Genomic DNA, 19,250 nt, shown 5'->3' on the forward strand with positions numbered 1-19,250 from the left:
CAGGAGCGCCCGTTCGGCGGATGCACTGGGCCAATGCGCCGGTGTATGTCACCCCGAAGGCCCCCAAGAACGACCTTATGGACCTGCCGCGTGCCGGTGGGGGCGCTGGTGCGATGATGGGCCCGCCATGAATGCCCCCGCGCTCGCTCCACGGCTGCTGAGGGCCGCGGTGTTCACCGCGGTCTGCGTCGTGCTGGCCGCGCTCGGGCACGCCCTCGCCGCCTGCGCGGGGCTCGCCCTGTGGAGCCTGCTCGCCGGGTTCCTCGGCGTCTTCGGCATCACCGTCCTCGTCACCGGACGCGAGCGTTCCCTCGGCTTCGTCGTCGGCGCCCTCGCGGGGGGACAGCTCGGCCTGCACGTCCTCTTCGGCCTCGGACAGCGCCGGTTCGGACCGGTCCCCGGGGCGGACGACGCCCTCATCCGGATGGCCGCCCGGCTGGTCTGCGGAGCGGGCGCGGGGTCCCTGGACTCCGCCGACGCCGCCAGGATCCTGCGCGACGCCGGACTCGACCCGGCGGCAGGCGCCTCGGCGGGCGTCCACGCCCACGCGGGCCACACGGCCGCCACGGCGGCTACGCCCGCCGGTGAGCTGCTGCCCGGCCTTCCCATGCTCCTCGGCCATCTGCTCGCCGCCCTCGCCACGGGCTGGCTGCTGCGCCGCGGGGACCGCGCCCTCAGCCGCCTGGTCGAGCTCTCCGAGCAGGGCGCGACGGAGCTCGCCGAGTGCGCCCTGGTCCGCGCCCTTCGGGCCGCGCTCCGACTCGTACGGGCGTTGCTCGCCGGACTGTCGACGGCTCCGAGCACCGGGCCCGGACGGGCGGTCCGTACGGCCTTCGGCACCTCGCCACCGCCGGTGGTCGCGGCTCTCGAGGACACGGTGATCAGACGCGGCCCGCCGGCCGCCGCCTGCGTCCTCGCGGCCTGACCCCAGGCCGACGCAGATCGACGCGGTCCGCCGCGGTCCGCTCCTCGGGAGCGTGGACCGCGATCGTCCGCACGCCCGTGGTTCACCTTCCTTCGGCGTGCCGGACTCCACCGTCCTTCTCCGAGCTGGAGTGTCTTCTGCCATGACCGATTCCCGTGTCTCCGTCTCCCGTGTCTCCGCTTCCCGTGTCGCCCTCGCCGGTGGCATCGCCCTCTCCTCCGTCGTGCTGCTGTCCGGCACGGCCTTCGCGCACGTGAGCGTGCAGCCGCAGGGCGAGGCCGCCAAGGGTGGCTACGCGACCGTCAACATCAAGGTCCCGAACGAACGCGACAACGCCTCCACCGTGAAGGTCGAGGTCAACTTCCCGCTCGACCACCCGCTCGCCTCCGTCATGCCGCAGCCCGTCCCCGGCTGGAAGGCCGAGGTGACCAGGAGCAAGCTCGCCAAGCCGCTGGAGCTGCACGGCAAGAAGATCAACGAGGCCGTCTCCAAGGTCACCTGGACCGCTGACGGTTCGAAGATCGGCCCCGGCCAGTTCCAGCAGTTCCCGCTCTCCCTCGGCCGGCTGCCCGAGGACGTCGACCAGCTGGTCCTGAAGGCGGTCCAGACCTACGACAACAAGGAGGTCGTGCGCTGGATCGAGGAGCAGAAGGAGGGCGCGGAGGAGCCGCAGAACCCCGCCCCCGTCCTGAAGCTCTCCGCCGCCTCCGACGACCACCACGGCGGTGCCGCCACCCCGACCGCCTCCCCCTCCGCCACGGCGGACGAGAAGGCCGGTCACGAGGACAGGACCGCGTCGCACAAGGAGACGGCCGCCGCCGACTCCTCCGACACCACGGCCCGGATCCTCGGTGTCATCGGCATCCTCGTCGGTGTCGCCGGCGTCGCGTTCGGTGTCCTCGCCGGCCGCCGCCGCTCGCTCTGACAGCGGGCCGCACCTCACCCCTGAAACCCAGGAAAGAAGCGGAAAGAAACAGCATGTCCGCAGAGAAGACATCCTCTCCGAGCCGTCGCACCCCCCTGATCGTCGCCGCGGCCGCCATCGTCGCCGCGCTCGGCATCACCGCGGCCGTCGGCCTCGGCGGCAACGACGACAAGACCACCGGCCAGGGCTCCGGCGCGATCGTCGAGGTCTCCGGTGGCAGCGACTCCACCAAGGCCGCCACCGTCCTCGACCGTCCGTTCACCAAGCCGGCGCTCGTCCTCACCGACACCAAGGGGGAGAAGTACGACCTGCGGGAGCGCACCAAGGGCAAGCCGACGCTCATCTACTTCGGCTACACCCACTGCCCCGACGTCTGCCCCATGACGATGAGCAACATCGCCATCGCCAAGAAGCAGCTCCCCAAGGCCGACCAGGACAAGCTCCAGGTCGTCTTCGTCACCACCGACCCCGAGCGGGACACCTCCGCCGAGCTCGCCAAGTGGCTGCCCGCCGCAGGCGACCCCTCCTTCACCGGTCTCACCGGCGCGTTCTCCACCATCCAGGCGGGCGCCCGGCAGATCGGCATCGGCATCGACCCGCCGAAGAAGGAGAAGGACGGCAAAGTCGTCTCCATGCACGGAGCCCAGGTGATCGCCTTCTCGCCCACGACCGACCAGGGCTACGTCCTGTACGGCGAGGACGCGACCATCGACGACTACGCCAAGGACCTGCCGAAGCTCATCAAGGGGGAGAACCCGTGAACCGCCGCACCACCACCCTGTCCGCGGCCGTGGCGCTCACCGCCGCTCTCGCGCTGACCGGGTGCTCGTCCTCGTCCGGCGGCGGAACGCCCGAGCTGAAGGTCAGCGGCGCGTTCATGCCGCAGCCGGTGCTGGACATGGCCGGTGGTTTCCTCACCATCACCAACGACAGCGACACGGCGGACAAGCTCACCTCCGTCACCAGCCCGATCTCGGACGACGTCACCATCCACGAGACGAAGAACCAGAAGATGCAGGAGGTGAAGTCCTTCGACATCCCCGCGGGCGGCACCCTCTCCCTGGAACGCGGTGGCAACCACATCATGTTCATGGAGCTGAAGAAGCAGCCCAAGCAGGGCGAGAAGGTCAGCATCGAGCTCCACTTCGAGAAGTCCGACCCCATCAAGGTCGAGCTTCCCGTCGAGGCCGCCGGCCACAACCCGCGGCAGCACTGAGCGCGTTGACGGAGTTCCGAGAGAACTGACGGAGTGACCCAGAGATGACAACCACCGCCCCGCGCCTCGGTACCGCCCTGGCCCGGCTGCTGATCCTCGCGGCCGCGCTGCTCGGCACGCTGCTCGTCGGTGCCGCCCCCGCGTCCGCGCACGCGGCGCTGACCGGAAGCGATCCCAAGGACGGGGCGGTGGTCGCCACCGCTCCCAAGGAGGTCAACCTCACCTTCTCCGAACAGGTCGCCATGAGCGCCGACTCGATCCGGGTCCTCGACCCGGCGGGCCGGCGGGCCGACACCGGCGAGATACGCGATCTGTGCAGCGGCTCCATCGTCCGCTACGGCGTGGGCCTGCGCGCCGGGCTGCCCGACGGCACGTACACGGTGGCGTGGCAGACCGTCTCGGCCGACAGCCACCCCATCTCCGGCGCCTTCACCTTCTCCATCGGCGCCCCCTCCACGACCACCGTCGCCCTGCCCGACCGGACGGCGGGCGGCGGGCTCGTCGGCACCCTCTACGGCGTCGCGCGCTACCTCTCGTACGCCGGTTTCGCCGTCCTCGTCGGCGGCGGCGCCTTCGTCCTGGCCTGCTGGCCGCGCGGCGCGAGCGTCCGGCCCGTCCAGCAGACCGTGGTCCGGGGCTGGCTGACGCTCACCGGCGCCACCCTCGCCATGCTGCTCCTGCGCAATCCGTACACCGGCTCCGGCGAACTCTCCGACGCCTTCGACCTGGCGGGCCTGAAGTCCGTCCTCGAGACGAAGACCGGGGCGGCGCTCACGTCCCGGCTGCTGCTGCTCGGCGCGGCCGCGCTCTTCGTGGCCGTCCTCTTCGGTGCCTACGCCCGCCGCACCGACCCGAAGGAGAAGAAGGACCTCGCCTTCGGGCTCGGCATCGGCGGCACCGTCGTCGCGGCGGGCATCGCGGGCACCTGGGCCCTGGCCGAGCACGCCTCGACCGGCCTCCAGCCGGGGATCGCCATGCCGGTCGACATCCTGCACCTCCTCGCGGTCGCCGCCTGGCTCGGCGGTCTCACGGTGCTGCTCGTGGCGCTCTACCGGGCGCCGTCCGTCGAACGCGCGGCGGTCGAGCGCTTCTCCAAGGTGGCCTTCGGCTCCGTGGCCGTCCTCGCGGCCACCGGGCTCTACCAGTCCTGGCGCCAGGTCGGCTCCTGGTCGGCACTGACCGGGACGCGCTACGGGCAGCTGCTCCTGGTCAAGATCGGCCTGATATGCGTCCTCCTGGGCATCGCGTGGATCTCCCGCCGATGGATCCAGCGCCTCGCCGACCCGACCCCGACGGAGAAGAGCGAAGGAGCCGAGGAGTCCACGGCGGAGGACGCGAAGGACGCAGAGGAGGCGGAGGAAGCCGAGGAGGCGGAGGAAGCCGAGGAGGCGGAGGAAGCCGAGGAGGCGGAGGAAGCCGAGGGGGTCGGGAAGGCCGAAGATGCCGTCGCGGGCGACGCGGGCGACGCGGCCGATGCGACCGACGCGACCGACGCGCCTCTGGCCGCCGACCCCGAGCGGGCCGCTCAGCTCGCCCGGCAGCGGGCCGCCGTCGCCACCGCGCGGCGCAAACGGGAGCGGGACGCCGACCCCGAGCGGTCCGGGCTGCGCCGCTCGGTCCTGACCGAGGCCGCGGTCGCCGTCGTGCTCCTCGCCGTGACCACCGTCCTCACCTCGACCGAGCCCGGCCGCACCGAGGAGGAGGCCGCGCGGGGCACCGCCGCCTCCGGCCCGGCCGCCGTGCCCGACCGGCCCGTCGACATCCGGCTGCCCTTCGACACCGGGGGCGTCGACGGCAAGGGCGTCGTCCGGCTGAGCCTCGACCCCGGTCGCACCGGTGCCAACGCCCTGCACCTCTACGTCGAGCGCCCCAACGGCAAGCCGCTGGACGTCCCCGAGATCAAGGTCGCCTTCACCCTGGAGTCGAAGGACGTCGGCCCCCTGCCCGTCGCCCCCGACCGGATCCAGACCGGACACTGGAGCGCAGGCGGCGTCCAGATCCCGATGCCCGGGGAGTGGCGGATCCAGGTGACCGTCCGTACCTCCGACATCGACCAGACCACCATCGACAAGAACGTGAAGATCGGCTGACCCGTGACCGAGAACGACAATCCTGAGATCTCCCGGCGGCGTCTGCTCGGCACCGTCGGCGCGGCCGGCGCGGCCGGACTCGTCATCGGCGCCGCCGGCGGTGTCGGGGTCACCACGGCCGTGTCGGGCGATTCCACTCCCGCCGCGACCGGGGCCGGTGGCGCCCCGGCGCTCACCTCGGTCGGCGCGACCGAGGTGATGTTTCACGGGAAACATCAGGCCGGTATCACCACCCCGCTCCAGTCCCGGGGGCATCTGGTCGCCTTCGACCTCGCGCCGGGAGCCGGCCGCAAGGAGGCCGTCGCTCTGCTGCGCCGCTGGTCGGCGACGGCGAAGGCGGTGATGTCGGGCGGGGTCCCGGCCGACGACACCGGGATCGCGCTCGACGCGGGCCCTTCCTCCCTCACCGTCACCTTCGGCTTCGGCCGTACGTTCTTCGACCGCACCGGGCTCGTGGCGCGCCGCCCCGCCGGGCTCGACCCGCTGCCCGCCTTCTCCGCCGACGCCCTGGATCCCCGGCGCTCCGAGGGCGACCTGTGGGTGCAGATCGGTGCCGACGACGCACTCGTCGCCTTCCACGCGCTGCGGGCGCTCCAGAAGGACGCGGGCGACGCGGCCCGGGTCCGCTGGCAGATGAACGGTTTCAACCGCTCGGCCGGCGCCACCGCGAAGCCGATGACCGCACGCAACCTGATGGGCCAGGTCGACGGCACGGGCAATCCGAAGGTGACCGACTCCGACTTCGACCGGCGGATCTTCGTCCCGGCGGGGGCCACCGGCGCGGAGGCGTGGATGGCCGGCGGCTCGTACGCGGTGGTGCGCCGGATCCGGATGCTGCTCGACGACTGGGAGAAGCTGACGCTCGACCGGCAGGAGAAGGTGATCGGGCGCAGGAAGTCCGACGGGGCCCCGCTGACCGGTGGTACGGAGACCACCGAGCTGGACCTGGACAAGCGCGGCCCGGACGGGCAGACGGTCATCCCGGACAACGCGCACTCCCGGATCTCCGCCCCCGAACAGAACGGCGGGGCGGCGATGCTGCGCAGGCCGTTCTCCTTCCACGACGGTATCGGTCCTGACGGGACGCCGGACGCCGGTCTCCTCTTCGTCTGCTGGCAGGCGGATCCGTTGCGGGGGTTCGTCCCGGTGCAGCGCAAGCTCGACCGGGGGGACGCGCTGTCGGCGTTCATCCGTCACGAGGCGAGCGGTCTCTTCGCCGTGCCGGGCGGCCCCGCCGAGGGCGAGTACGTGGGGCAGCGACTCCTGGAGTCGTGACGCCCCGTGCGGGCCGTCCGCGTCTCCCGGGCCCATTAGGGTGACGGTATGTCCGCCAACCGGTACACGTATCTCGGCCCCGAGGGCACCTTCACGGAGGCCGCGCTGCGTACGCTGCCCGAGGCCGCGACGAGGGAACTCGTCCCCATGGTCTCGGTCCCGGCCGCGCTCGACGCCGTACGGAACGGGGAGGCCGCCGCCGCCCTCGTCCCGATCGAGAACTCGGTCGAGGGCGGGGTGACCGCGACCCTGGACGAGCTGGCCTCCGGTGCGCCGCTGATGATCTACCGCGAGGTGCTCCTCCCGATCGCGTTCGCGCTGCTCGTGCGGCCCGGGACCAGGCTGTCGGAGATCAAGACGGTGACGGGGCACCCGGTGGCCCAGCCGCAGGTCCGGAACTGGATGCGGGCGAACCTGCCCGAGGCGGTGTGGGAGTCGGCCGCCTCCAACGCCGACGGGGCCCGGCTGGTGCAGGAGGGCCGCTTCGACGCCGCCTTCGCCGGGGAGTTCGCGGCGGCGACGTACGGTCTCGAAGCCCTGGTCACGGAGATCCACGACGCGGAGAACGCCGAGACGCGGTTCGTGCTCGTGGGCCGGCCGGCCCGGCCGGCGGCCCCGACGGGCGCCGACAAGACCTCGGTGGTGCTGTGGCTGGGGGACGATCATCCGGGTGCCCTCCTCGAACTGCTCCAGGAATTCGCGGTGCGCGGGGTGAACCTGATGCTGATCCAGTCCCGGCCCACGGGGGCGGGGATCGGGAACTACTGCTTCGCCGTGGACGCCGAGGGCCATATCTCGGACCGCCGGGTCGGCGAGGCGCTGATGGGCCTCAAGCGGATCTGCCCGCAGGTGCGCTTCCTCGGCTCGTACCCGAGGGCGGGCGTCGCGGTCGAGGACGTGCGGGCGCTGCGGCGCGGCACCTCGGACGGGGAGTTCATGGCGGCCTCCGACTGGTTGGCGAGGACCCAGGACGGTCGGGCCTGACCCGATGGTGACGGAACGCTCCTGGCGACGGGAGCGGTCGTCCACAGGTACGAACCACTAGTCCTACCTGCATATTTTCGCTTCCCCATCCGAGTTATCCACAGGCACCCTCGACAGCCTGGGGACAAGTCGACAGCTCGCCCCGACAAGGTCGACAAATCGCCCTAGCCACTCCCCGCCCGGACGCGCCTGTCCACAGCGGGAGAGGGCACCGTCGTCAGCACTTCCTGTTCGGCTGACTCCTCGGGGCGAGCAATTCCCACCCAAATGAGTGCCTGAATGCCGTTTGATCACGGAATTGCCAGGCCTGGGAGCGGGAATCCGCGCGGCCTTTCCCGTAGTCCACAGATCTTCCGCACAGCCTGTGGATAACTGAATGGGCCGCCCCCGGTCCCACCTATTCCACCGGCGGCAATTCGGGCGAAACGGTACGCGTGACAACACGCGTGACGTTATCCGGTGGGGGCGGGTGAACGGGCACCGGTAGCCTGGTGGGGTGATTGACCTTCGCCTGCTCCGTGAGGACCCCGACCGTGTTCGCGCCTCCCAGCGCGCCCGTGGAGAGGACGTCGCGCTCGTCGACGCCCTGCTCTCCGCCGATGAGCGGCGCAGGTCGTCGGGCGTCCGCTTCGACGAGCTCCGCTCCGAGCAGAAGGCGCTCGGCAAGCTGATCCCCAAGGCCACCCCCGAGGAGCGCGCCGAGCTCCTCAAGAAGGCCGAGCAGCTCAAGACCGACGTCAAGGCCGCCGAGGCCGAACAGAACGACGCCGACGAGACGGCCAAGCGGCTCCTGCTCCAGCTCGGGAACATCGTCCACACGGACGTGCCCGTGGGCGGCGAGGAGGACTTCGTCGTCCTGGAGACGCACGGCACCATCCGCGACTTCGCGGCGGAGGGCTTCGAGCCCAAGGACCACCTGGAGCTCGGCGAGGCGCTCGGCGCCATCGACGTGGAGCGGGGCGCCAAGGTCTCCGGCTCGCGCTTCTACTACCTGACCGGCGTCGGCGCCCTCCTGGAGCTGGCCCTGGTGAACGCGGCGATCGCCCAGGCCACCGAGGCCGGCTTCATCCCCATGCTGACCCCCGCGCTGGTCCGCCCGCGCGCCATGGAGGGCACCGGCTTCCTCGGCCAAGCCGCGGAGAACGTGTACCACCTGGAGAAGGACGACTACTACCTCGTCGGCACGTCCGAGGTCCCCCTCGCGGCGTACCACATGGACGAGATCATCGACGCGGACAAGCTGCCGCTGCGGTACGCGGGCTTCTCGCCCTGCTTCCGCCGCGAGGCCGGCACGTACGGCAAGGACACCCGGGGCATCTTCCGCGTCCACCAGTTCGACAAGGTCGAGATGTTCTCGTACGTCGCGCCCGAGGACGCCGAGGCCGAGCACCAGCGGCTCCTGGAGTGGGAGAAGCAGTGGCTGACCGCCCTCGAGCTGCCGTTCCAGGTCATCGACGTCGCCACCGGTGACCTCGGCTCCTCCGCCTCCCGCAAGTTCGACTGCGAGGCGTGGATCCCGACGCAGGGCAAGTACCGCGAGCTGACCTCGGCCTCGAACTGCGACAGCTTCCAGGCCCGCCGCCTCTCCGTCCGCATGCGCGACGAGCAGGGCGGCAGGAAGACCGTGCAGCCGCTGGCCACCCTGAACGGCACGCTGTGCGCCGTACCGCGCACGATCGTGGCGATCCTGGAGAACCACCAGCTGGCCGACGGTTCGGTGCGGGTGCCGGAGGTGCTGCGGCCCTACCTCGGCGGCCGCGAGTTCCTGGAGCCGATCGCCAAGTGAGCTCCTTCCCCTACCGCCTGGTCGCGACGGACCTCGACGGCACGCTGCTGCGGGCCGACGAGTCCATCTCCGGCCGCACGCGGGACGCGCTCGCCGCCGCGACGGCGGCGGGCGCCGCCCACATCGTCGTCACCGGCCGGGCGGTGCCCTGGACCCGGCACATCCTCGACGACCTCGGCTACGAGGGGATCGCGGTGTGCGGGCAGGGCGCGCAGGTGTACCACGCGGGGGAGCACCGGCTCCTCACCTCGCTGACCCTGGACCGGCAGCTCGCGGGGCTCGCGCTCTCCAAGATCGAGGCGGAGGTGGGCCCGCTGGCGCTGGCCGCGAGCCGCGACGGCCTGGAGGGCGAGGTCCTGCTGGGCCCCGGCTACCGGGCCCACGAGGGGCCGCTGCCCTACGTGCCGTACGAGGACCCGGCCGAGCTGTGGGCGGCGCCGCTGACCAAGCTCTACCTCCAGCACCCGACGCTGACGGACGACGAGCTGACGCGGGCCGCCCGTGCGACGGTCGGCGGGCTCGTGGACATCGTGATGGCGGGGCCGGGCGTCGTGGAGATCCTCCCGCTCGGCCTCAGCAAGGCGACGGGCCTCTCGCTGGCGGCGCGCCGGCTGGGTGTGAAGGCCGCGGAGACGATCGCCTTCGGCGACATGCCGAACGACATCCCCATGTTCGGCTGGGCGGCCCACGGCGTGGCCATGGGCAACGCGCACGCGGAGCTGCGGGCGGTCGCGGACGAGGTGACGACCTCCAACGAGGAGGACGGCATCGCGCTCGTCCTGGAGCGCCTTCTGGCCGCCTGAGCAGCGCGAGGAACCGTACGAAAGGCCCGCTCCCTTCGGGGAGCGGGCCTTCGCGGTTCACGGCCCGCGCGGACCTGAGTCCGCGCGCTCGAAGCGGCCGCCCCGGGAGATCCCCCGTGTCCCCCGTGCAACTAGTGTGCGCCGGGCCGCCGTTCGAGTGCGAGCGGTTTTCCGTGGGGGGAGCGCGTCAGCGGGTAGCAGGCGAGGCCGACCGCCAGGGAGACCGCGTGCCCGAGGTCGGTGTACGTACGGTCGGCGGCGAGCGGTACGAGGAAGAAGGCGACCGCTCCCGCGAGGTAGGGCAGGCGCCAGGGCCGGGCGAGGCGGTAGGCGAGGACGCCGGCGGAGGCGGCGAGGCCGTAGCTGACGCCGATGTCGACGACGTGCGCCATGCTGCGCGGCACGTCGTGGTGGCGGATGGCGAGCAGCACCACCTGCTGGCTGATCAGGGTCGCAGTGATGTGGGCCGTGGCGACGGTGAAGAGCCATCTCGGCGTACCCAGCCAGCGTTCGACCGGGGCGTGGAGCAGCTCGAAGAGGAGCGCGTACAGCAGGAGGTCGGCGGGGTCCTCGATCCAGAACGCGCTGCCGAGCAGGGCCCGCACGGGGCGGTGGGCGAGCTGGTGGAGATTGCTGCTGCTGCGCTGGAGGAGAGAGGCGTCGAGACCTTCGGGGGACAGGGCGACGACGAGGCTGGTGAGCGCGATGACCGCCAGCCAGAGATGCGTACCGGGTGACGAACGCACCCACGACCTGATCGGTCGGGACGGTTCGCCACCCGGGTGGATTTCGCTGGGGTCCCACGAGGTCGGCACCTTCCGTGCCTATCACCCGGACCCGGGGGAGACTCAGAAATTGATCATGTGTCCCGCGATGCCGTGGATCGCTTCCTTCACGGCCTCGCCGAGCGTCGGGTGCGCGTGGACGTTCCGGGCGACCTCGTGGACGGTGAGGTCCCACTGCTGGGCCAGGGTCAGCTCGGGCAGGAGCTCGGTGACGTCCGGGCCGATCAGGTGGGCGCCGATGATCTCGCCGTGCGTCCCGTCGGCGATGATCTTGACGAAGCCGGTGGCGTCGCCGAGGCCGTGCGCCTTGCCGTTCGCCACGAAGGGGAACTTGGCGACCTTGACGTCGAAGCCCTTCTCGCGGGCCTGCGCCTCGGTCCAGCCGAAGCTGGCGATCTGGGGCTGGCAGTAGGTGGCGCGCGGGATCATCGGGTAGTCGAGTTCCATGGTCTCGGCGTCCCCGATGGTCTCGGCGGCGATGACACCCATGGCCTCGGCGGTGTGCGCCAGCATCAGCTTCGCGGTGACGTCACCGATGGCGTAGATGTGCGGCACGGAGGTGCGGCAGCGGCCGTCGACGTCGATCGCGCCGCGCTCGGTGAGGGCGACGCCGGTCGCCTCGAGGCCGTAGCCGGTGACGTTCGGAGCGAAGCCGATGGCCTGGAGGACCTTGTCGGCCTCCAGGACCTTGCTCGCGCCGTCCTTGCCGGTGACGGTGACGCGGACCTGCGGGCCGGACTCGTCGATGGTCTCGACACGGGTGGAGGTCAGGACGTCGATGCCCAGCTTGCGGTACTGCTTCGCCAGCTCCTTGGACACCTCCTCGTCCTCCAGCGGGGCGATCCGGTCGAGGAACTCGACGATCGTGACCTTGGTGCCGTAGTTGTTGAGGACGTACGCGAACTCGATACCGATGGCGCCGGCACCCGCGATGACGATCGACTTGGGGGCGTCCTCGGCGAGGATCTGCTCCTCGTACGACACCACGCGCTCGCTGCGGGCGGTGCCCGGGAGCAGTCGCGGGGTCGCGCCGGTGGCGATGATGCAGTTGTCGAACGTGATCGTGTCCGAGGTGCCGTCGGACTTGGCCACCTGGAGGGTGTTCGCGTCGAGGAACGTGCCCCGGCCGGTGAACTCGGTGATGCCGTTCTTCTTCATGAGGAAGTGGACGCCCTTGACGCGGCCGTCCGCGACCGAGCGGCTGCGGCGGTAGGCGTCGCCGTAGTCGAAGGTGACGGTGCCGTCGACCTTGATGCCGAAGGTCTTGGCCTCGTGGTGGAAGATGTGGGCGAGTTCGGCGTTGCGCAGCAGCGCCTTGGTGGGGATGCAGCCGACGTTCAGGCAGACACCGCCCCAGTACTTCTCCTCGACGACCGCGACCCGCTTGCCCAGCTGGGCGGCGCGGATGGCGGCGACGTAGCCGCCGGGGCCAGCTCCGAGTACGACGACGTCGAAGCGGTCTGACATGACTGACTCCCGAGGGTGGTGAGGGTGTTCGGTCCGCGTACGCGCCCACAGTAGCCCCGCGTCCTCGACCCGGACTCCTGGAGTCGCGCCAGGGCAACGGCACCTCCGTCAGGTCGAGCGCGGATCCGGCCGCCGTCCTGCGACCGGGACGCTGACACCGGCCTCGCCTTCCACCTGGCCGTCGTCGGCGCGACGCACAACGCGGCCTTCGTCGAGGTGTACCGCGCCCGGGACCGGACGGTGTGGGGCGAGGGGGGTGCGGTACGGCTCCGGGGTGGGGCTTTCGGGAGGGGGCGGCGAGCCTCGGAGTCGTACCGCATCGGTCTGGCCCCGCTGCTACTCCTCGCCCGCCAGGGTCAGTCTGCTGAGCTTGTGGCCGGCGAACCAGGTGGCCGCGATCGTGACGCCCGCGAGGAGCGCCACCGCCGTGGGGAGCGCGACGTCGGAGGTGACGAGGCCGTCGCCGGTGACCTTCTGCGCGAGCGCGAGGGCCCACTGCTGGACGCTCAGGGTGCGGGCGCCGGCGATCAGGGAGCCGAAGAGTGTCTCCCACACCAGGGCGTAGACCAGGCCGATGACCACGGCGTGCCGGCTGATCGTGCCGAGCAGCAGGAACAGCGCGCTGTACGCGATGGAGGCCACGAGCGCCGCCACCGTGTAGGCCACGGCAACCTGCTGGCCGTTGCCGTTGAGGATGAATCCGGCGATGAACGTCGGCACCGCCGAGAAGACCATCGTCACCGCGATCGCGATGATCAGCTTCGTGAAGATGATCGAGGACCGCTTCACGGGCTTGGACAGCAGATAGACGATCGAGCCGTCGTCGATCTCCGGGCCGATCGCTCCCGTGCCCGCGATCACGCCGATCAGCGGCACCATCGTGGCGAGCGCGAAGCCGCCGAGGACTTCGGCCGCGACCTGGTCGTCCGCGCCGTTGAACGCGCGGACCGCTGCCGCGATGAGCAGCAGCATGCCGGGCAGCAGGAAGAGGATCATGGCCCGGCGGCGGCCGAGGAGGGCCCGGTAGGTGAGCCGGGCGACTGTGGGGTTGTACATCGGTCAGGCTCCTTTCAGGCCGCGACGAGGTATGAGAAGACCGATTCGAGGGACTCGTCCGAGGGCGAGACCGTCAGGAGACGGATCCCCCGCTCGCGCGCGACCTTCGGCAGCAGCTCCGTGAACCGCCCGAAGTCCACCGCCTGCACGCGCAGACCGCCCTCACCGTGGTCGACCTCGATCCCGGCCGTGGACGGGTCGGCGATCAGCGCCGCGGCCAGCGACCGGTCGTCGCTGGAGCGGACGAGGTAGCGGTGCGGCCGGTCCGTCATCAGCCGGCGGATCTTGCGGAAGTCACCGGAGGCCGCGTGGCGCCCGGCCACGATCACCTCGATGTGGGAAGCGAGCTGCTCGACCTCCTCCAGGATGTGCGAGGAGAACAGGACCGTGCGGCCGTCCGCGCCCATCCGCCGCAGCAGATCCATCAACTGCATGCGCTGGCGCGGATCCATGCCGTTGAACGGCTCGTCGAGCAGGAGCACCGAGGGCTCGTGGACGAGGGCCGAGGCCATCTTCACGCGCTGCCGCATGCCCTTGCTGTACGTGGAGATCTTGCGGTCCTGGGCGTACTCCATCTCGACCGTGGCCAGGGCCCGCTGGGCCTCCTCGGCGCCGAGGCCCTGCAACTCCGCGTTCGCCAGGACGAACTCGCGGCCCGTGAGGAAGTCGTACATCGCCTCCCGCTCGGGCACGACACCGATCTCGCGGTAGACCGACTCGCTCCCCCAGATCGTCTGCCCGTCCAGGGTGACGGAGCCGGTGGAGGGGTCGAGGAAGCCGCCCATCATGTTGATCAGGGTGGACTTCCCCGCGCCGTTGGGCCCGAGGAGGCCGGTGACACCCGGCCCCACCGTCATCGTGACGTCGTTGACGGCCACGACGTTTCCGAACCAGCGGGAGACGTGGTCGATGTGGAGCGTGGTCACAGCCCGACCTTTCGGTAGCGGCGCATCAGGATGCCGTACGAACCGGCGATCAGCGCGAGGACGACCAGCAGATAGACCACGCCGGCGCCTGCGCCCGGGCCCTCACCGCCGGGGAAGGCGCTGGGTGCGCCCAGGAAGGCGGTGTGCACGCCGTCGATGAGGGTCATCGGCGAGAACAGGCCGAGCCACACGATGGCGTTCTCGTTCTCCGTGGCGTGGGCGATGCCCATGAGGGTGGAGACCGCTCCGTACGAGATCGTCAGGACGGCGATCACGGCGGCGACACCGAAGCCGCGGCGCGGGGTGAGGGCCGCCATGACCAGGCCGATCCCGCCGAAGAGCAGCGAGAGCAGCGCCACGGACAGCAGTCCCTGGCCGAACATGCCGGTCTGCTCGGCGAAGTCCATCTTGGCGAGCAGCGAGCCGATCCAGAGGATCAGCAGCGGCACCGCGGTGAGGACGAAGAGCGCCGAGGCCATCGCCCCGAACTTGGCGAGCACGTAGTCCGCGCGCTCGATCGGCCGGGAGAAGTACAGCGGGACCGTCCTGAACCGGAGGTCGCGGGAGACCGACTGCGGCGCCTGCGAGGCCAGGTAGATGCTGATGACGACCTGGAGGAAGATCGCGTACTGCGTGTACTCGATGGAGAGCTTCGACTGCTTCGTGACGACCGCGACGGCGACGATGATCAGCGCCGGGACGCACATCACCGCGAACAGCAGCATCGGCAGCACCTTGGACTTGGCACTGCGGCCCAGGCCGTACGCGCCGCGCAGCGACTGCGAGAACAGCGACCTGCGCGCGTACGCCCGGCCGAGGCGCGGGCCGTCGTACGACCGGTAGCCGATGTTGTGGATCTGCGTCGTGTCGGGAGCGGCCTGGGAGGGCTGGGGGGTCTGGGTGCTCATCGGGCCGACACCTCCTCGTGCTGCGGGGACGTCTCGGGCCGGAAGACCTCGGCGATGTGATGGCGGCGCTGCTCCATGCGGACGAGACCGAGGCCGAGGTCGGCGACGGTGTCCCGCACCAGGTCGTACGTCTCCTCGCCCGGTGCTTCCAGGAGCAGGATGTGGCCGGCGCCGGGCAGGCCCTCCTCCACGCCCGCGTGGAGCGTGACACCCGCCGCGGCGAGGGCCGCGCGAAGCGCCGACGTGCCGTCGGGGTGCGCGTCCGAGTCCGTGACCTCGACGGCGAGGGTCGTGGTGGTGCGGGTGAAGTCGCTGGTGGAACTGGAGCGGAGCAGCTTCCCGCCGTCGATGACGACGACGTGGTCGCAGGTGCGCTCCAGCTCGCCCAGGAGGTGGGAGGTGACGAGGACGGAGATGCCGAAGTCGGTCCAGACCCGGCGGATCAGTCCCAGCATCTCGTCGCGGCCGACCGGGTCGAGGCCGTTGGTCGGCTCGTCGAGGAGGACCAGCTTCGGGTCGTGGACGAGGGCCTGGGCGAGCTTGACCCGCTGTTTCATGCCGGTCGAGTAGCCGCCCATGGGGCGGTACCGCTCCTCGTACAGGCCCACGTGGCGCAGGGTGTCGGCGGTCCGCTCGCGGGCGGCGGTCGGGGGCAGCCCAGACATGCGCGCCATGTGGACGACGAACTCGGTGGCCGAGACGTCGGGTGGGAGGCAGTCGTGCTCGGGCATGTATCCCACGCGCTCACGGATCTGGCCGCCGGCGGTCCGGACGTCGAGGCCCAGGACCTCCGCGCGGCCCTCCGTGGCGGGGGAGAGCCCGAGCAGGATCTTGATCATGGTGGACTTGCCGGCTCCGTTGGCACCCACGAGTCCGGTCACACCGGGTCCGATGTCCAGGGAGAGCCGGTCAAGAGCGGTCACCCGGGGGAACCGCTTGCTGAGGCTTTCGGTCGCGATCACAGTCACGCTTCGACGGTAGTGGGGTGCACCACAGCGGTCGTCAGCCCAACGGCTCGATCCTTGTCCGACTACAGGAGTACAAACCCAGTAGGGGGGTCGCGACGAAAGTCTTTCTCGCCGGGCCGGCGGTCGGACTTTTCCACAGGCGCCGGTCCGACCCCTTGACGTAGCCGCCAGGCATTGTCACATTCATCGATGTCACGTTACGAACGCGTAGCGCGATCGGATGCTCACACGGGACGGCGGGTGGCATGGCCTCAGCAGTGACAGGGGAACTCTCCGCGGAGCTGCGGGGGTTCAGGGAAGTGCAGCGGCTCGCCTACGCGTGCGCGGAGGCCGTCGCGGCGCAGCTCAAGCCGGGCGTGACCGAGCGCGAGGCCGCACGGATGCAGCGGAAGTGGCTGCACGAGCGGGGGGTACGGGACTGGTTCCACCGGCCGTTCGCCTGGTTCGGGGACCGCACGGCCTTCGTGGACTTCAGGATCCCGCTCCAGTTCTTCCCCACCAATCGGCGCCTCGAAGCGGGCATGCCCTTCATCCTCGACATGGCTCCCGTCCACAAGGGGCACACCGCCGACATCGGCTACAGCGGCTGCCTGGGCCTCAACCCCCTACACGACAAGCTGCTCGCCGACCTCCGGGACCACCGCGAGCTGATCCTGCGCGAGGTCCGCGAGCGCCGCTCGCTCCGCGAGATCTACCAGGACGTGGACCGGCTCATGGTCCGCCAGGGGTACGCCAACCGGCACCGGGCCTATCCCTTCGGCGTCATCGCCCACAAGATCGACCGGGTGAAGGAGCGCCGCTGGGCCCCGACGCTCTTCGGCTTCGGCACCCAGGCCCTCAAGGGCCTCGCGAGCGACGCCCTGCGCGGTCACCGGGACGGCTGGTCGCCACTCTGGTCGCCGTACACGTTCTCCGACCACCCGCCGAGGCCCGGCCTGTGGGCGGTCGAACCGCACCTCGGATTCCGGGGGACGGGCGCGAAGTTCGAGGAGATCCTGGTCGTCACCGACTCCCGGGACCCCGAGCAGAGCGCGTTCTGGCTGGACGACGATCTGCCGCACGTGCGGCGCTGGAAGGAGGGGGCGGTCTGATGGCAGGGCGCAAGGGAACGAGGACGGGGCTCGGAGGGCCGGCGACGCGGGCCGGGGGGACGACGTCGGGGCTGGAGGGGGCGCGGGAGCGCCGGGTCCGTACGGGCGGGATCGAACTGTGCGTCGCCGAGCTCGGCGAGACGGACCGGCCTACCGTCCTCCTCGTCCACGGCTACCCGGACTCCAAGGAGGTGTGGTCGGAGGTCGCGACCCGGCTCGCCGAGGAGTTCCACGTCGTGCTGTACGACGTCCGGGGCCACGGCCGCTCCACGGCGCCCGCCCCGCTGCGCGGCGGCTTCACCCTGGAGAAGCTGACGGACGACTTCCTCGCGGTCGCCGACGCCGTCAGCCCGGACCGGCCGGTGCACCTGGTCGGCCACGACTGGGGCTCGGTGCAGTCCTGGGAGTTCGTGACCGTCCCCCGCACCGAGGGCCGGATCGCGTCCTTCACCTCGATGTCGGGGCCCTCCCTCGACCACTTCGGACACTGGATCAAGCAGCGGATGACCCGGCCCACCCCGCGCCGGGTCGGACAGCTCCTCGGCCAGGGCGCCAAGTCCTGGTACGTGTACCTGCTGCACACGCCCGTGCTGCCCGAGCTCGCCTGGCGCGGGCCGCTCGGCAGGCGCTGGCCCAGGATCCTGGAGCGGATCGAGAAGGTCCCGGCCGGTGACTACCCGACGCCGTCGCTGCCGAGCGACGCGGCCCACGGCGCCTGGCTCTACCGGGACAACGTCCGCGCCCGGCTCGGCAGGCCGCGCCCGGACGCGTTCGCGCACGCGCCCGTGCAGCTGATCACTCCGACCGATGACGCCTTCCTCTCCGAGCGGCTCTACGACGACCTGGGCCGCTGGGTGCCGGACCTGACCCGGCGCACGCTGCCCGCGAAGCACTGGGCGCCGCGCACCCGGCCGGACCAGCTGTCCGCCTGGATCGGCGCGTTCGTCCGGGCCAACGAGGAACCGGCGGCCAAGGGGGCGGGTCCGCGTCGGCCGGCCACCGCGACGGCGGCGAAGGGCGGGGTGAGGCCGGAGTACGCGGAGCGGTTCGGCGGCCAGCTGGTCCTGGTGACCGGCGCGGCCAGCGGTATCGGGCGGGCAACCGCCTTCGCCTTCGCGGAGGCCGGCGCACGGGTCGTGGCCGTGGACCGGGACGCCGAGGGCGCGGTCCGCACGGCCGACATGGCCCGGCTGATCGGCGCGCCCGAGGCCTGGGGCGAGACCGTCGACGTCGCCGACGAGCAGGCGATGGAGAAGCTGGCCGCGAAGGTGGCGAGCGAGTACGGGATCGTCGACGTCCTCGTCAACAACGCGGGCATCGGGCTCACCGGCTCCTTCTTCGACACGACCAGTGAGGAGTGGAAGCGGGTCCTCGACGTCAACCTGTGGGGAGTGATCCACGGGTGCCGGGTCTTCGGGGCGCAGATGACCGCGCGCGGACAGGGCGGTCACATCGTGAACACCGCGTCCGCGGCGGCCTTCCAGCCTTCCCGGGTCCTGCCCGCGTACAGCACGACGAAGGCGGCGGTGCTGATGCTCAGCGAGTGCCTGCGCGCCGAACTGGCCGGTCAGGGCATCGGGGTGTCCGCGATATGCCCCGGCATCGTGAACACCAACATCACGGCGACGACGCGGTTCGCGGGGGTCACGGACGAGGCGGAGGAGAAGCGGCGCCAGAAGAACGCGTCCCGGCTGTACGGCCTGCGGAACTACCCGCCGGAAAAGGTCGCCGACGCGATCCTCGGCGCGGTCCTGCACGACCGCGCGGTCGTGCCGGTGACGCCCGAGGCCCGGGGCGTCCGCTTCCTGTCCCGCCTGAGCCCGGGGGCCTTGCGGGCCTTCGCGCGCTGGCAGCCGCCCGCATAGGGAGCGGGCGCTGTCGGCTCCCGCTCACCGGCGGCAGCCGGCGGAGCAGGAAGCAGGCGGGTGGGGCCGGGGGGCTCCGCCCGCCCGCGCGGGAATGGGCCGGGGTCATGTCGTACGACCGCGGCTTCGCCTGCCCGCGCGGGGGTGGGTTCGGGTGGTACGACCGCGGCTTCGCCTGCC

Annotated in this window: 17 protein-coding genes; 11 read left to right on the top strand and 6 right to left on the bottom strand. The window is 71.3% G+C overall.

Annotated features, from left to right (window positions below; all coding sequences use genetic code 11):
- The first annotated feature begins 127 nt into the window (after positions 1 to 127).
- From ABZ567_RS13110 to ABZ567_RS13150, 9 genes are all read left to right on the top strand, one after another.
- Complete coding sequence (locus ABZ567_RS13110) at positions 128 to 925, top strand: hypothetical protein (protein WP_360787960.1); 798 nt, start codon at positions 128 to 130, stop codon at positions 923 to 925.
- Positions 926 to 1,067: 142 nt separating this feature from the next.
- The gene (locus ABZ567_RS13115; RefSeq protein WP_360787962.1) at positions 1,068 to 1,850 is read left to right on the top strand and encodes a YcnI family protein; all 783 of its coding nucleotides are present in this window, start codon (positions 1,068 to 1,070) and stop codon (positions 1,848 to 1,850) included.
- Between the two features lie 53 nt (positions 1,851 to 1,903).
- Positions 1,904 to 2,611 (top strand): SCO family protein, encoded by a 708-nt coding sequence (locus ABZ567_RS13120; RefSeq protein WP_360787965.1) that lies wholly within the window; start codon positions 1,904 to 1,906, stop codon positions 2,609 to 2,611.
- Entirely contained in the window at positions 2,608 to 3,066 is a 459-nt protein-coding gene (locus ABZ567_RS13125; RefSeq protein ID WP_360787967.1) for a copper chaperone PCu(A)C, read from the top strand. The genes ABZ567_RS13120 and ABZ567_RS13125 overlap by 4 nt, the downstream gene beginning before the upstream one ends.
- 44 nt (positions 3,067 to 3,110) lie before the next feature.
- On the top strand, positions 3,111 to 5,156 hold the full coding sequence (locus ABZ567_RS13130; protein ID WP_360787970.1) for a copper resistance protein CopC: 2,046 nt from the start codon (positions 3,111 to 3,113) through the stop codon (positions 5,154 to 5,156).
- A gap of 3 nt (positions 5,157 to 5,159) precedes the next feature.
- Complete coding sequence (gene efeB, locus ABZ567_RS13135) at positions 5,160 to 6,431, top strand: iron uptake transporter deferrochelatase/peroxidase subunit (protein ID WP_360787973.1); 1,272 nt, start codon at positions 5,160 to 5,162, stop codon at positions 6,429 to 6,431.
- A gap of 48 nt (positions 6,432 to 6,479) precedes the next feature.
- Positions 6,480 to 7,415, top strand: coding sequence for a prephenate dehydratase (gene pheA / locus ABZ567_RS13140; RefSeq protein WP_360787976.1), 936 nt, complete (start codon positions 6,480 to 6,482; stop codon positions 7,413 to 7,415).
- Positions 7,416 to 7,911: 496 nt separating this feature from the next.
- Positions 7,912 to 9,201, top strand: coding sequence for a serine--tRNA ligase (serS, locus tag ABZ567_RS13145; RefSeq protein ID WP_360787979.1), 1,290 nt, complete (start codon positions 7,912 to 7,914; stop codon positions 9,199 to 9,201).
- Positions 9,198 to 10,004 carry an HAD family hydrolase gene (locus tag ABZ567_RS13150; RefSeq protein ID WP_360787982.1) on the top strand — a complete coding sequence of 269 codons (807 nt, stop codon included), beginning with the start codon at positions 9,198 to 9,200 and terminating at the stop codon, positions 10,002 to 10,004. The genes serS and ABZ567_RS13150 overlap by 4 nt, the downstream gene beginning before the upstream one ends.
- A 131-nt stretch (positions 10,005 to 10,135) precedes the next feature.
- Here ABZ567_RS13150 and ABZ567_RS13155 read toward each other — a convergent pair whose 3' ends face one another.
- From ABZ567_RS13155 to ABZ567_RS13180, 6 genes are all read right to left on the bottom strand, one after another.
- Entirely contained in the window at positions 10,136 to 10,792 is a 657-nt protein-coding gene (locus tag ABZ567_RS13155) for a rhomboid-like protein (protein ID WP_360788805.1), read from the bottom strand.
- Positions 10,793 to 10,852: 60 nt separating this feature from the next.
- Positions 10,853 to 12,256 carry a dihydrolipoyl dehydrogenase gene (lpdA, locus tag ABZ567_RS13160; protein WP_360787985.1) on the bottom strand — a complete coding sequence of 468 codons (1,404 nt, stop codon included), beginning with the start codon at positions 12,254 to 12,256 and terminating at the stop codon, positions 10,853 to 10,855.
- A 336-nt stretch (positions 12,257 to 12,592) separates the two neighbouring features.
- The gene (locus tag ABZ567_RS13165) at positions 12,593 to 13,312 is read right to left on the bottom strand and encodes an ABC transporter permease (protein ID WP_360787987.1); all 720 of its coding nucleotides are present in this window, start codon (positions 13,310 to 13,312) and stop codon (positions 12,593 to 12,595) included.
- Between the two features lie 14 nt (positions 13,313 to 13,326).
- Positions 13,327 to 14,238 carry an ABC transporter ATP-binding protein gene (locus ABZ567_RS13170; RefSeq protein WP_360787990.1) on the bottom strand — a complete coding sequence of 304 codons (912 nt, stop codon included), beginning with the start codon at positions 14,236 to 14,238 and terminating at the stop codon, positions 13,327 to 13,329.
- Positions 14,235 to 15,146, bottom strand: a complete 912-nt coding sequence (locus ABZ567_RS13175) for an ABC transporter permease (protein ID WP_360787993.1) — start codon at positions 15,144 to 15,146, stop codon at positions 14,235 to 14,237. Before ABZ567_RS13175 ends, ABZ567_RS13170 begins: the two co-directional genes overlap by 4 nt.
- On the bottom strand, positions 15,143 to 16,108 hold the full coding sequence (locus ABZ567_RS13180) for an ABC transporter ATP-binding protein (protein WP_360788808.1): 966 nt from the start codon (positions 16,106 to 16,108) through the stop codon (positions 15,143 to 15,145). The genes ABZ567_RS13175 and ABZ567_RS13180 overlap by 4 nt, the downstream gene beginning before the upstream one ends.
- Positions 16,109 to 16,359: 251 nt before the next feature.
- On the opposite strand from ABZ567_RS13180, the gene ABZ567_RS13185 reads away from it, so the two are divergent.
- Both ABZ567_RS13185 and ABZ567_RS13190 read left to right on the top strand, forming a co-directional pair.
- Complete coding sequence (locus ABZ567_RS13185) at positions 16,360 to 17,205, top strand: M24 family metallopeptidase (RefSeq protein WP_360787995.1); 846 nt, start codon at positions 16,360 to 16,362, stop codon at positions 17,203 to 17,205.
- Positions 17,205 to 19,070 carry an SDR family oxidoreductase gene (locus ABZ567_RS13190; protein WP_360787998.1) on the top strand — a complete coding sequence of 622 codons (1,866 nt, stop codon included), beginning with the start codon at positions 17,205 to 17,207 and terminating at the stop codon, positions 19,068 to 19,070. Before ABZ567_RS13185 ends, ABZ567_RS13190 begins: the two co-directional genes overlap by 1 nt.
- The last annotated feature ends 180 nt before the right edge of the window (positions 19,071 to 19,250 follow it).

Origin of the sequence: Streptomyces sp. NPDC016459 (assembly GCF_040632845.1) — a bacterium.
Taxonomy (GTDB): Bacteria; Actinomycetota; Actinomycetes; order Streptomycetales; family Streptomycetaceae; genus Streptomyces.

What these genes read in the sequence shown, in the direction of transcription:
- ABZ567_RS13185 (WP_360787995.1), top strand. Translation starts at nt 16,360, where the DNA reads ATGGCCTCAGCAGTGACAGGGGAACTCTCCGCGGAGCTGCGGGGGTTC.
- lpdA (WP_360787985.1), bottom strand. Translation starts at nt 12,256, where the DNA reads ATGTCAGACCGCTTCGACGTCGTCGTACTCGGAGCTGGCCCCGGCGGC.
- ABZ567_RS13175 (WP_360787993.1), bottom strand. Translation starts at nt 15,146, where the DNA reads ATGAGCACCCAGACCCCCCAGCCCTCCCAGGCCGCTCCCGACACGACG.
- pheA (WP_360787976.1), top strand. Translation starts at nt 6,480, where the DNA reads ATGTCCGCCAACCGGTACACGTATCTCGGCCCCGAGGGCACCTTCACG.
- ABZ567_RS13190 (WP_360787998.1), top strand. Translation starts at nt 17,205, where the DNA reads ATGGCAGGGCGCAAGGGAACGAGGACGGGGCTCGGAGGGCCGGCGACG.
- ABZ567_RS13110 (WP_360787960.1), top strand. Translation starts at nt 128, where the DNA reads ATGAATGCCCCCGCGCTCGCTCCACGGCTGCTGAGGGCCGCGGTGTTC.
- ABZ567_RS13130 (WP_360787970.1), top strand. Translation starts at nt 3,111, where the DNA reads ATGACAACCACCGCCCCGCGCCTCGGTACCGCCCTGGCCCGGCTGCTG.
- ABZ567_RS13120 (WP_360787965.1), top strand. Translation starts at nt 1,904, where the DNA reads ATGTCCGCAGAGAAGACATCCTCTCCGAGCCGTCGCACCCCCCTGATC.
- ABZ567_RS13115 (WP_360787962.1), top strand. Translation starts at nt 1,068, where the DNA reads ATGACCGATTCCCGTGTCTCCGTCTCCCGTGTCTCCGCTTCCCGTGTC.
- ABZ567_RS13165 (WP_360787987.1), bottom strand. Translation starts at nt 13,312, where the DNA reads ATGTACAACCCCACAGTCGCCCGGCTCACCTACCGGGCCCTCCTCGGC.